The sequence below is a fragment of the Oleiagrimonas sp. MCCC 1A03011 genome, from assembly GCF_003267965.1.
GTDB lineage: Bacteria > Pseudomonadota > Gammaproteobacteria > Xanthomonadales > Rhodanobacteraceae > Oleiagrimonas > Oleiagrimonas citrea.
Genome location: NZ_MSPY01000005.1, coordinates 167363 through 180784, shown reverse-complemented (window position 1 = coordinate 180784; position 13422 = coordinate 167363). Strand labels below are relative to the sequence as shown.

At 62.7% G+C, this 13422-nt stretch carries 9 protein-coding genes; 3 read left to right on the top strand and 6 right to left on the bottom strand.

Features of this window, described 5'->3' with window-relative positions:
* Window positions 1–4 precede the first annotated feature (4 nt).
* Window positions 5–2692, top strand: coding sequence for a putative peptide modification system cyclase (locus tag BTJ49_RS11490; protein WP_113065537.1), 2688 nt, complete (start codon window positions 5–7; stop codon window positions 2690–2692).
* Between the two features lie 100 nt (window positions 2693–2792).
* On the opposite strand, the gene BTJ49_RS11485 is transcribed toward BTJ49_RS11490, so the two are convergent.
* The 5 genes from BTJ49_RS11485 to BTJ49_RS11465 all read right to left on the bottom strand — a co-directional run bounded on the left by BTJ49_RS11485 (window position 2793) and on the right by BTJ49_RS11465 (window position 8754).
* Window positions 2793–3086, bottom strand: coding sequence for a hypothetical protein (locus BTJ49_RS11485; RefSeq protein WP_113065536.1), 294 nt, complete (start codon window positions 3084–3086; stop codon window positions 2793–2795).
* 354 nt (window positions 3087–3440) lie between these two features.
* The gene (locus BTJ49_RS11480) at window positions 3441–4643 is read right to left on the bottom strand and encodes a putative peptide maturation dehydrogenase (RefSeq protein WP_113065535.1); all 1203 of its coding nucleotides are present in this window, start codon (window positions 4641–4643) and stop codon (window positions 3441–3443) included.
* 57 nt (window positions 4644–4700) lie between these two features.
* Complete coding sequence (locus BTJ49_RS11475) at window positions 4701–6506, bottom strand: sodium:proton antiporter (protein ID WP_113065534.1); 1806 nt, start codon at window positions 6504–6506, stop codon at window positions 4701–4703.
* A gap of 307 nt (window positions 6507–6813) precedes the next feature.
* On the bottom strand, window positions 6814–8319 hold the full coding sequence (locus BTJ49_RS11470) for a YifB family Mg chelatase-like AAA ATPase (protein ID WP_113065533.1): 1506 nt from the start codon (window positions 8317–8319) through the stop codon (window positions 6814–6816).
* A gap of 177 nt (window positions 8320–8496) precedes the next feature.
* Window positions 8497–8754 carry an accessory factor UbiK family protein gene (locus tag BTJ49_RS11465; protein WP_113065532.1) on the bottom strand — a complete coding sequence of 86 codons (258 nt, stop codon included), beginning with the start codon at window positions 8752–8754 and terminating at the stop codon, window positions 8497–8499.
* Between the two features lie 203 nt (window positions 8755–8957).
* On the opposite strand from BTJ49_RS11465, the gene glnK reads away from it, so the two are divergent.
* Window positions 8958–9296: a P-II family nitrogen regulator gene (gene glnK / locus BTJ49_RS11460; protein WP_043099000.1), complete on the top strand. Its 339-nt coding sequence runs from the start codon at window positions 8958–8960 to the stop codon at window positions 9294–9296.
* Between the two features lie 24 nt (window positions 9297–9320).
* Here glnK and gpmA read toward each other — a convergent pair whose 3' ends face one another.
* A complete protein-coding gene (gene gpmA / locus BTJ49_RS11455; RefSeq protein WP_113065531.1) occupies window positions 9321–10067 on the bottom strand; it encodes a 2,3-diphosphoglycerate-dependent phosphoglycerate mutase in 747 nt (248 codons plus the stop codon).
* Between the two features lie 158 nt (window positions 10068–10225).
* Between gpmA and BTJ49_RS11450 the strand changes: the two genes are divergently transcribed.
* Window positions 10226–13384, top strand: a complete 3159-nt coding sequence (locus BTJ49_RS11450; protein WP_113065530.1) for an efflux RND transporter permease subunit — start codon at window positions 10226–10228, stop codon at window positions 13382–13384.
* Window positions 13385–13422: the final 38 nt, after the last annotated feature.

Genomic DNA, 13422 nt, shown 5'->3' with positions numbered 1-13422 from the left:
GACCATGTCTGAGTCCCTGGACACCGGCCTTCACTGGCGTCACGCCACGGCCGCCGGGCAACCCGTACTGCGCACCATGGTGGTGTGCGATCTGGCCGACTCCACGGCGCTGGTCGAGCGCCTCGGCGACCGCCGTGCCGCCGCGCTACTACGCAAGCACGACCGCCTGACGCGTGCGCTGATCGACGAACACAACGGCCGCGAGATCGACAAGACCGACGGCTATCTGCTGCTGTTTGAACGCCCGACCCAGGCCGTCAGCTTCGCGCTGGCCTACCAGCGCGGCCTGCGCTTCATGTCCGAGGCCGAGGAAGTCGAGGTGCATGCGCGTGTCGGCATCCATGTCGGCGACGTGGTGATGTGGGAGAACAGTCCCGAAGACATCAGCCGCGGTGCCAAGCCCGTCGAGGTCGAGGGCCTGGCCAAACCGGTCGCCGCGCGCCTGGCCGCGCTGGCGCGACCGCAGCAGATCCTGCTTTCCGGCGTCGCCGCAAGCATCGCCCGTCGCGGCCACGAGGAGATCGCCGAGGACTGTCCCGAAGCCGAATGGCGCTCACACGGTCTGTACCGCATACGCGGCGTCGCCGAAGCCACCGAAGTCTTCGAAGTCGGCGAACCCGGCATCGCCGATTTCACCATCCCCGCGCAACGTTCCGTGGCTCGCCGCATCCTGCCGTGGTGGCGGCGCCCGTCCACGATCAGCGGCGCCAGCCTGCTCATCGCCTTGATAATCGGCACGTCGATCTGGGCCATAGTGCGGCAACCGCCAACCATCGACTTCTCTGCGCGTGACTGGGTGGTCGTTGCGGCCACTCAGAATCAAACCGGACAGGATAATTACGACAATACGATCACAGCCGCGATTCGCATGAGTCTTCGGCAGTCGCGCTTTGTCAATGTCATTTCTGCCCAGCAAGTTGCACAGACGCTGAAGCGCATGAAGAAAGATGCGTCTGCACCACTCGACCGAAAAACTGGCGTAGAAGTAGCGTTGCGAGACAATGCCTCTGCGCTCATTGTCCCTCGCTTGGCCAACAATGGCCACGAACTTGTTCTCAGCGCAGAGATCGTTGACTCGAACACCAACAAAATTGTCAAAACAATTTCCACGAAAATTCAGAGCCAATCCGAAATTGTTCCCGCCATCGACGACCTCACGCGCAGTTTGCGCGCGAGCCTCGGCGAGTCGATGGCACAAATAAAATCCACAAGCATCCCACTCGCCAAAGTCACCACATCCAACCTCGACGCACTTCGGGCATATTCCTTGGCCGACCAAGCCGCGGGACGCGGCGACCTGAATCTTTCCGTGGACCTGCTCAATCATGCCATTTCACTAGATCCGAAGTTCGCATCCGCTTACGCTGCTCAAGCTTCTAACTATTTTGCGACCGGCAACATGACCCAGGCTCGCCGCGAAATTGACAAGGCGATGAAGTTCAAACAGCACCTGACTCCACTCGAGCTATTGAAGCTGAAAGCCATGGCGCTCACGGCACGTTCCTCCCGTACCGCCGCAACGGCAGCATGGAAGATGATCGCGGATCTTTATCCTGACAATGCTGCTGGTGCGAATAATGTTGGCCTCAACTATGCAGCTGAATTGAATGACTGTGACTCCGCTTTGCCCTATCTGCAACACGCCGCGAACTTGCCCCAGCCACTTCAACCCGTTTCCCTTTACATTCTTGCCTCATGCCAACTTGCGCTTGGTCACGAGGATCAAGCTATTCAGAACTTCAAACGCTCCTATGCCGAAGGCTTTCGCGGACGCTTCCTCGCACTGGCCGATGCGTATGTCGCTACACGTCAATATACAAAAGCCTCGACATTCCTAACCAATGTTCCGAGCGACATAGACACCATTGTCAGCCTTTCCACGCGGCGTGCGCTTCTCGTTGCCGACCAGGGTGACCTAAGCAGCGCTGAAAACAATATTCGGCACGCCCTTCAGACCATTCCGAAGCCCATCTATAATTCATACGGGTGGTCTTTACGACTCGAGTACATAGGTATCTTGTGGGCACAGGGCAAAGAACAAGATGCCCTTGATCAGACGCGCCACGGCTTGAAACAGCTTTTGTCGATTCCGGTAGACAAGCGCGACGACAATCCCTACGACTTTCCTGTGTTAGTTGCCCTATTCAGCCGCTGGGCTGCAAGACTCGGAGATGTTCAACTCGCCAAGCAAAGTATTAAAATCATCAATACCGACAAAGGTCTTCGCGGCTTTCCTATTCGGGCACAATTAGTCACAGTGACCCAAGCGGAAATTGCCCTCAAGGAAGGCGACCCCGAGAAAGCCGTTCGCATTGCTACTGGCGCGGACACACACCCTCTTTGGGAACTACTAGAGGTTATTGCGCGCGCCAAAGCAGCTGCCGGAGATCCCGGAGCAGCCGCCGCTTATAAGCGTGTTATCGCGCAACGTCCGCTGGCATTCGGGGAATTGTTTGAAAATGAACTAGGCATCTGTACTCGCGCCATCCAATGGAATTTTGCGGTACTCGACTACGCCAAGGTGCTATCGAAAACAGACCCTAGCGCTGCATCCAGACAAGCCAGCATATTTCTGGACTATTGGCGCATAGCGCCCAGCGACTTACAGGCTGTGATCACAGCCAAAAAACTTATGCAATGGAGCAGCAGCGAAAACTTGAAGTCTTCCAGATCATTATCAGATCGCCCGTGATCCTCGAATAGTTAACTGGAACAGAAATAAACGCATGGAACCCGCCTCATGGATTCCATGCGTTAAAAAGCTTCTTCGCACCCATTTATTTGTCGATAGTTCAGATTCGAAAATATTTTACCGGCACTGCGGATTCCGCAATCTTGCGCGCAATCGCATCCAGGTGCTCGCAGAGAACTGTCTTCGACGGCAACACGATGCCACCCTCCGGCACCTCCATGCCACGCATATCGAAGCCGTACTGCGCAGCTGCGGCTATCGGATTGGCTTCCGTATAGGCGCGGAATTCATCGTCTCGCGAAAGTCGCTCGATGAATGCATGAACCAACGCCTTCTTGCTCGAGTTTGCGGTAGCGGCGCCCATGGTTTCGTTGTTCGTAGCGAAATCAAACATGATCCTATCCTCGCAGGTGTTAGAGAAACTGCTCTTGCTTAACCCAAGTGATTCAAAGCCAGACTGCAGTCTTTTCGCCTCAGAAAATTGATCCAATCAAGCCACAGGCGCCATTGACCCCGACTCCTTTTCCGACCCAACGATGCCTCGTGCGTCGCGGACGGAATCTGGAGGTTTTCGGAGGTGTATCTCCCTATGTGCACAGCGCGACTGCTACGTCGTGCACATTCCGATACTCAACAAGCCTCTTCACAACTCAGCGAATTCGTGCTGACATACCCTTGTGCTGCTATCTTGGACCCGTTGTTTCTTTAAAGTCAATAACATGATATAACTTTATGATTATAATAGATTTTATTTCGGAGCAAATGGTTCTGGATTGAAATGCAATGCATGGTTCTCCTCGGAGGCCTTGACCCCTAGACCGCTGATCCCGATGGGTGCCGCTTCGATCGGGTCCAATCCGAGACATGCCCCCAGATCCGCATCATTGATGGCTGCCGTATAGAAGGCGCCAAGCTTACGTTCCGTTGCCAGAAGATAGAACGTCTGGCTCAGGTGTGCGGAATCCATCAGGAGCGCCTTGTACGCCTTGACATGCTGTCGGTATTTCCAATGGTGGCGATTGAAGCGCGCCACGTGCACGACGGCTGCCTGCATCTGTGTGAAGTAATCCTGCCCCGCCGTCATTTCCAGCATGAAATCGCGCAGCTCCTGCTCTGTCTTCTCGACCAACAGCTCCAATGCATGCCGCCCCATGTCGTAGTGGTAGATGCCGCTGCGCAACCCTTCGACACGCAGGATGATCGGATAGGGATCGATGGGCGTGAGTCCGCCGCCCGAAGCACTGGTGCGTTTCACAGCCGTGACGCCGGGCGCAAGATCGCGAATACCTTGCGCACCGAAACAACCGTACAAGACGTAGGAAAGCTCCTTCTGCGGCAGAACTTCCTCGGCGATGAAAGCCCGCGTCGTCCGACGTGCCTTGAGAATTTCAGCCAGACACGAATCAAATGCAGGAAGCTCCATGGCATGCCGAGCGATAGCATCTTCGCGCTGCGGGAAATGCGTTACTAACGCACCGCGCTCCTCCACCCACTCATTCAGACGGTCGCGATGAGCCTCCGGCGTATGCTCCACTTGCGACTCGTCATTCGCCACGTTTTGCCAACGCGTCATGGCGTGATACATCGCCGTCAAATCAAGCCAACCAACTTGCTCGAAATGCTCTTCCTTCTCAATGATCTGACGGCTGAGCACATCCTCCTTGTGATCAGACAGCACTACATGACGTTGCAATAAGTCGCGGAGATCTTCGGGATCGACATGCGTCTGCGCAAGAAACGACTCGGCATCCACCCACTCGCCTGCAACCATCTGCGCCAACAGGGCCAGTTCGCGCGGGGTAACCCGTAAACGCTCGCCGCTGATGGGACAAAGCAGTTCCGCGGACGGCTCGGATTCCAGTCTCAGATCACCACTGAACAGCGCACTCAAATCGGGCACGAGTTCGTCGGCGATCTGAATGAAGCAGATACGACGACGGCGGATACGCATATGCAGGACTCCTGTGCGATGTAACGTCTGAACCCACCAAGCAAGCTCGCTAACCTATCACGCCACCGCTTCATCCTCGTGTTCACGTGGCGGCACCAGGACGATCACGGTCCAACCCGGCTTCGGATCGAGCTCGCGCTTGCTGGACACCACCCGCAATACGCCACGCTCGCCGATGCCGAACAGCAACACCGAACCGGAACCGTACTGTTCCACGAAGTGCGGCCAGTCGAAGGTCTCGGTGAGTTTGGTCGACTTGATGCGCCAGCCCTCGCTCATCATCTCGGCGAAGCGCGCATGGGTCATGTCCTCGCCGAATAGCGCCGGCGCCAGCAGGTTGCCGGCGAAGTTGCGGCGGTCATGGCGCTCTTCGGGCGCCAGGTTGCGCAAGCGATAGACACGTTCGCGACCGAACTCCTGGCGGTAGTGGACCACGGCCAGCGAATTGAGCTCGCGCCGTGTCGACATCGCCAGCAGGCGACCGATGCCGGTGAGGTCCATGTGATGATCGGCATGCTGCGACGTCGGGCTGCCGAAGAAGGTTTCCAGGCCCTGCATGCGCGCGGCGCGGATGCCGTCCCAGTCGTCGTCAACGACCAGGACCCGGAAATCGGCCGCCGCCAGCGCGGCAGCCACCGCGCGCGCCACCGGATCGGCGCCGAAGACCAGCACGCCGTCGGGCTCGGGTTCGGCCACACGCAGCCAGCGCGCGAATTGGCGCGAGGTGGCGCTCTGCAGGATCACCGTGCCGATGATCAGACTGAAGACCAGCGGCACCAGTCCCTCGGCGCCCGGCACCTTGAGTTCCTCCAGCCGCAGGGCGAACAGCGCCGAGACTGCCGCGGCCACGATGCCGCGCGGCGCGACCCAGGCGATCAGCGCGCGCTGGCGCCAGTTCAGCGTGCTGCCGAGCGTCGCCAGCCACGTCGATACCGGCCGCACCACGAACTGCGCGGCCAGGAACACCAGCGCTCCGCCCAACAGCATCCCGTCCGGGAGCGGCCACTTCAGCCGCGCCGCGAGAATCACGAACAGCATTGATACCAGCAGCGTGGACAGATCTTCCTTGAAGTCCATGATGTGATCGATGTGCACGTCACGACGGTTACCGATGACGATGCCCATGATGGTCACCGCCAGCAGGCCGGATTCGTGCGTGATGGCGTTGGAAGCCGAGAACGCGCCCAGCACCGCGGCCATGGTGCCGAAATTCTGCAGGTACTCCGGAATCAGGTGGCGACGCAGCAGGAAGGCCAGCACGATTGCGCCGACGACGCCGATGACCACGCCGCTGCCGATGGTCGCGGCGAACACCCCCAGCGAATGTCCCTGCTCGCGCGAGACGATGGCCTCGAACACCAGCACCGCGAACAACGCGCCCAGCGGGTCGATGACGATGCCTTCCCAGCGCAGCGTGTTGGCGATCTTCGCGTCCGGTCGCAGGGTACGCAGCATCGGCACGATCACCGTCGGCCCGGTCACGCAGCCCAGTGCGCCGAACAGGAACGCGATCGGCCAGTCCAGCCCGGCGATCCAGTGCGCGGCCGCCGCCAGCATCAGCAGCGCGGTCACGGCACCGTAGCTGACCAGGCCGCGCACCGCCCGACCGATGCCACGCAGTTCGTGGAAACGCAGCGTCATGCTGCCCTCGAACAGGATCAGCGCCACCGCCAGCGACACGGCAGGGAACAGCCATTTGCCCAGCAACTTGTCCGGCTCCACCAGACCGCTGACCGGACCGAGCAGGATGCCCGCCAGCAACAGGAAGAGAATCGCCGGCAACTTGACCCGCCACGCGAGCCATTGCGCAGCGAAGCCGATCACCAGCAAAAGGGTGAGCATGAGCGCGAGATTGACGATCACGAGTGGCAGCGTCCGCAGTGGTCGTGCCGCCGATGGTACCGGCAATCGCCGGCAACATGTCCAGGCATTCGGCCGCATGCACCCACCGCGGCAACCGATGATCGCAACGACACTGGAAGATGACCGAGAGCAAGAGGAAGAGAGGCCGATCCCCGGTATCGGATGCGGGGGAGGGGGAGGGGAATCCGATACCGGGGCGGCGGGTCAGATATTTTGCATACCCGACAGTTCAATTATCCGCCCGGCATGAAAGCCGGTCAAGCGCAGAACCGTTCGCGGACGTGAACACAGTGTCGCAGCCAGCCACTCAGACATCGATACGGCGAAGCTGCAGGGCCTCGGCCAGATGCTCACGATTGACGCAACCGGCCGAACCATCGAGATCGGCCAGGGTGCGCGCCACGCGCAGCACGCGGTGGTAAGCGCGGGCGGACAACCGCAGGCGCTCGAGCGTGTCCTGCAGCCAAACGCGCTCCTTCGCGCCCAGCGCGCAATCGCGTTCGAGTTCGCGCACGCTGATCTCCGCATTCGGACGCCCCGCGCGCAGCAACGCCTGGCGCCGCGCCGTGATGACCCGTTCACGCACCGTGGCGCTGTCCTCGTCGTAATCGCGTCGTGCCGTAGTCAGCTCCTGCAACGGCACGCGCGGCACCTCGACCTGCAGATCGATGCGATCGAGCAAGGGGCCGGACAATCGCCCACGATATCGTGCGACTTTGTCCGGCGTGCATCGGCAGCGTCCACCCGGGTCGCCGTGGTAGCCGCACGGGCAGGGATTCATCGCGGCGACCAGCTGGAACTGAGCCGGAAACGTGTTCTGCCGCGCGGCACGCGAAATCACGATCTGTCCCGATTCCAGCGGTTCACGCAGCACTTCGAGCACGCGACGCTCGTATTCGGGCAGTTCGTCGAGAAACAGCACGCCGTGATGGGCCAGCGAGATCTCGCCGGGGCGCGGTCGCGAACCGCCGCCGACCAGTGCTACCGCAGAGGCCGTGTGGTGGGGTGCACGAAAGGGACGCCTTCGCCACAACGCCGGATCAATGACCTCGCCGGCCACCGAGCGCACGGCACAGGTCTCCAGGGCTTCGGATTCGCCCAACGGCGGCAGAATCCCCGGCAAACGCTCGGCGAGCATGGTCTTGCCGGTACCCGGCGGGCCGACCAGCAGCAGATGATGACCACCGGCCGCCGCGACTTCCAGGGCACGACGCGCCTGCAGCTGGCCGCGCACATCGACCAGGTCCGGCATGTCCGGAAGCACCGAGGTGGTGACCGCCGCCTGCGGACGCTGCAGTTCCTCACCACCGCGCAGCCATGCGCAGACCTCGGCCAGCGAATCGGCCACCAGCACATCGGCATCGGCAATCAGCGCCGCCTCGGCCGCGTTGGCGCGCGGCACTACCACGCGACGTCGGCGCTTGCCGGCATGCAACAACGCCGGGAGCACGCCGGCCACGGCCCGCAACTCACCTGACAGGGCCAGCTCGCCCAGGAATTCGCAATCGTGCAGACGCTTGCGCGGGACCTGATTGGCCGCGGCGAGAATGCCCAGCGCGATGGCCAGATCGAAGCGGCCGCCATCCTTGGGCAGTTCGGCCGGCGCCAGATTCACCGTGATGCGCCGGCTGGGGTATTCGAATGCGGTGTTCTGGATGGCCACGCGCACACGATCGCGTGCCTCGCGCACGGCCGCCTCGGGCAGACCGACGATGAAGGTGTTGGGCAGACCGCCGGAAAGATTCACCTCAACCATGACCTGGGGCGCGCTGACGCCTTCCTGGGCACGGCTGAGAACCACCGAGAGACTCATGCGCGCCGCGCCTCCGTCGAACGGAAGCCGGGCGCGCCCGGAAATGCGATGTGCATGCTGCTCAGCTCCTTGCACCAGACACATCGCTCAGGGCGAAAAAAAGCCGCCCCCGATCGTTGACTCGGGGTGAGGTGACGGATCGGAGGCGGTCTCCCGGGAGGCGGTTGTGTGGTGCGGTCAGCGGCCGTTTTCGGCCAATCGCGCTTCGAGCTCGGCGATGCGTTGTTCGCACTGTTCCACGCGCTCGCGGGTGCGGGCGAGGACCTGGCGCTGCACGTCGAACTCTTCGCGTGTCACCAGATCGAGGCGGCGCAATCCCTGCGCCAGCACGTCGCGGAAGTTCTCCGCAAGGTCCTCGCGCGCCTGCGCGAGACCGGGCGGAACCGCATTCGCGAGCCGCTGCGCGATGGCGTCAATGGACTGGACATCAATCATGCGGCACCTCGAACTCTTGCGGTTAGTGTGAGACGTGCAGGATAGCCACGCCATCGGCGGAATGCATCACAAGGTGTAGGGTTTTGCCTACGCGGCGTGAAAAAGGTGTGCAGCCCCTTTGTGCCGTACCCCCGCTGCACGCAGGCCGCCGCACAGTCGGTATAGTGTGCGCCCAGACGCCACGACGCCCGCCGGGAACCTGCATGAAGTTGATCACCGCCATCATCAAGCCGTTCAAGCTCGACGACGTGCGCGAGGCGCTGGCCGAGATCGGCGTACAGGGACTGACCGTCACCGAGGTCAAGGGCTTCGGCCGGCAGAAGGGCCACACCGAGTTGTATCGCGGCGCGGAATACGTGGTCGACTTCCTGCCGAAGATCAAGATCGAAGCGGCAATGGCGGACGAACTGCTCGATCGCGCCGTGGAAGTGATTCAGCAGTCGGCGCGCACCGGCAAGGTCGGCGACGGCAAGATCTTCGTGCAGACGCTGGAGCAGGTAGTGCGCATCCGCACTGGCGAGCTGGACGCCGACGCGCTGTAGCACCGACGCCCGTCGACACGGGTCTCAGCCCTTGGCCTTGCCCTGATTGGCCACGGCCTGCATCTTCGCCTTCAGCGCTTCGGCATCGCCCAGGTAATAATGCTTGACTGGCTTCATGTCGGCGTCGAATTCATACACCAGCGGCACGCCGTTGGGAATGTTCACACCAGCGATGTCGTCGTCGGAGATGCCGTCCAGGTACTTGACCAGCGCGCGCATGGAATTGCCATGGGCGGCGACCACCACGCTGTGCCCGGCCTTCACCGTCGGCGCCAGAGTTTCGTGCCAGTACGGCAACACGCGCGCCACAGTGTCCTTCAGGCATTCGGTCAACGGAATCTGCGACGAGTCGAGATCGGCATAACGCGGGTCGGTAGCAAAGGTGTTGTCCTGCGGCTCCATCGCCGGCGGCGGCGTGTCGTAGCTGCGCCGCCAGATGTGCACCTGCTCGTCCCCGTACTTGGCCGCGGTCTCTGCCTTGTTGAGTCCCGTCAGCGCACCGTAGTGGCGTTCGTTGAGACGCCAGTCGGTGTGCACCGGCAGCCACATCTGGTCCATGGCGTCCTGCACGTGCCACAGCGTGCGCACCGCGCGCTTGAGCACCGAGGTATGCGCCAGGTCGAAGCGGAAACCGGCCTCGGTCAGCAGACGACCGGCCTCGCGGGCTTCGGCAATGCCCTGTTCGGTCAGGTCGACGTCGGCCCAACCGGTGAAACGGTTTTCCAGGTTCCACTGCGACTGGCCGTGGCGGATCAGGACGAGTTTGTGCATGGGGAAGAAATCCGACGCGCGAAAAGGCTAAGCATGCGAGCCTCGGCACGAGCCGTCAACGCAGGTATTCTGAGCGGGTTTGACCCCGCACGTGCCGTAGGTCACGCGCGACTTCCAGCACACGCGGGGACGCAGGGAAGATAGGCAAACTCGCTACGATGAACTTTTTCGCGCCCATGATCCGCCGCCCGATCGGCATCACGCTGCTGGCCATCGGCCTCGTGCTGGGCGGCGTTGTCGCCTACCTGCGGCTCGGCGTGGCCGCGCTGCCGCAGCTGGACATCCCGGCGGTCTTCGTAGTGGCCTCGCAACCGGGCGCCAGCGCCAACACCATGGCGACCACCGTGGCCGCGCCGCTGGAGCGCCACATCGGCCGTATCGCGGGTATCAGCGACATGCGCTCGACCAGCAACGCAGGCTCGACCTTCGTGCTGGTCCAGTTCGACTTCAACCGCAACATCGACGACGCCGCGCGCGAAGTGCAGGCGGCGATCAATGCGGCCGCGCCGGACTTGCCCTCGAACCTGCCCACGGCACCGCAGGTGCTGAAGTTCAACACCGACCAGATCCCGATCCTGCTGGTCGCGCTGACTGCGCGTGCACAGACGCCGGCCAAGCTCTACGACATGGCCAACAGCCTCCTGCAGCCGCGCATTGCGCAGGTGCCCGGCGTCGGCCGGGTGCAGGTGTTCGGCAGCGCGCCGCCCGCGATCCGCGTGGACATGAATCTGGATGCGCTGAGCGCGAAGAATCTGTCCACCGACGACGTGCGCAACGCGCTGACCGCCGCCAACGTGAATGCACCGCTGGGCACGATCACCGAGGGCCAGCGCCAGTTGATCGTGCAGGCCAACGACCAGTTGCATACGGCGTCGGACTTCGCGCATCTGGTCATCGCCGTGCGCAACGGCACGCCGGTACGCCTGAGCGACGTGGCGCACGTCTACGACGGTGCCGAGGACATGCATCAGGCGGCCTGGCTCAACGGCCAGCGCTCGGTGATGCTGCAGATCAGCAAGCGCCCGGGCGCCAACGCACTGGCCACTGTCGACGCCATCAAGGCGCGCCTGCCTCAGCTCAGCGCGTGGCTGCCGGCCGACGTGCACATCCAGCCGATCTTCAACCTGACCAACACCACGCGTTCATCGATCCACGAGATCGAGATCACGCTGCTCATCAGCATCGCCCTGGTCATCATGGTGATGCTGGTGTTCCTGCGCCGCACCGGCCCGACCCTGATCGCGGCGCTGAGCGTGCCGCTGTCGCTGGCCGGCGCCTTCGTCACCATGGCTGCACTGGGCTACACGCTGAACAACCTGTCGATGATGGCGCTGGTGGTGTGCATCGGCTTCGTCGTCGACGACGCCATCGTCGTGATCGAGAACATCGTGCGGCACATGGAGGCCGGCGAGACGCCGATGCAGGCCACGCTGCGCGGCGTGCGCGAGATCGGTTTCACGGTGATCTCGATCACTGTCTCGCTGCTGGCGGTGTTCGCTCCGCTGCTGTTCGAGAACAGCATGCTGGGCATGCTGATGCGCGAATTCTCGGTGACGCTGGCCGCTGCCGTGATCATCTCGGCCGTGGTGTCACTGACGCTGACCCCGGCGCTATGCGCACGCTACCTTCGTCACGCCAGCATTCCGCATGCGCACGAACGTACCCGCTGGCAGCGCCTGCTGGAACGCTTCGACGACGCCGTGCTCGGCCTCTATCGACGCAGCCTCGACTGGGCGCTGCATCATCGCCGGCTGATGCGCTGGCAGCCGGTGTTGCTGCTGGCGCTGACCTTCGGCCTGATCTTCGCCACGGTGAAACTGGTCGGCGGCACCTTCATGCCGGCCCAGGACACCGGCCTGCTACGCGTCAACGTGGTCGCCGACGCCGACGTATCACCTGACGAAATGACCCAGCGCCTGCAACAGGTCGCCGTGATCGTGCGGCACGATGCCGCCGTGACCAACGTCGCCACTCTGCTCGGTGGCGGACCTACAGGCGCCACCAGCAACCAGGGCAAGCTGTTCGTCGACCTCAAACCATTCGGCCACGGCCCCGGCGACCGACCGCTGAAGTCAAAGGCCATCATCGAACGTCTGCGCAAGCGCCTGGACACGGTTCCGGGCGTGCAGTGCTACGTCAACAACGTGCAGTTTCTCGGCGGCGGCAGCGGCGGCGGCGGCCAGGGGCAATACAGTTTCCAGCTGCGCGGCGATGATCCCATCGTCCTGCAGACCTGGACGCTGCGACTCGAGAACGCCATGCGCAAGCTGCCGCAGCTTCGCGACATCGGCAGCGACTACGACGATGTCAGCGTGCAGCAGACCGTGCAGGTCGATCGTGCCCGCGCCTCGCGTCTGGGCGTGAGCATGGCGAACGTGGACGCCGTGCTGTTCGGCGCCTTCGGCCAGCAGCCCGTGTCGACCATCTATTCCGAGACCAACAGCTACCGCGTGATCCTCAGCGCCGCCGCGCAGCAAGTGCTGTCGCCGGCCTCGCTGCTGGACCTGTACGTGCTGGGCAGCGGTGGCGGCCTGGTGCCGCTGTCCGCGCTGGCCCACATCCAGCCGACCGTGATTCCGCCGCAAGTCGTGCACGAGTCGCAGCAACTGGCCTCGACCATCAGCTACGGCCTCAAGGACAAGACGCCGCAAAGTATCGGCATCGCCCTGATCAAGGCTCAGGCGCAAGGGCTGGGATTGCCCGCCAGCGTGCACATCGACTTCACCGGTGACAATCAGCGGCTGCAGCAGCTGCAATCGAACATCGGCACACTGTTCCTCGCCGCCATCCTCGCCATGTATCTGGTGCTGGGCATTCTCTACGAGAGCATGCGCCACCCACTGACTATTCTTTCCACGCTGCCGGCCGCCGCGGTCGGCGCGGTCGCGGCCATGCTGGCCACGCGCACGCCGCTGTCGCTGATCGCCGCCATCGCCGTGCTGTTGCTGATCGGCATCGTCAAGAAGAACGCCATCTTGATGGTCGATTTCGCTCTCGACGCCGAGCGCAATCGCGGACTGACGCCGCTCGACGCCATCCGCGAAGCCGCTCTGACCCGCTTCCGCCCGATTCTGATGACCACGCTGGTAGCCATGCTCAGCGCCGTGCCGCTAGCGGTCGGCTTCGGCGTCGGCTCGGAGCTTCGTCAGCCGCTCGGCATCGCCTTGATCGGTGGCCTGGCCATCTCGCAGTTGCTCACGCTGCTGTCGACACCGGCCATCTACATGGGGTATCACGATCGCCAGGTGCGCAAGGCGGCCCGTCGCGCCCGCAGGGCCGAACGCAAGCGCCGCAAGCAGTTGGCCAAGGCGCACTGAGTACCGCGGCAAGCACGACGGGGATTTCCCTTCCATGA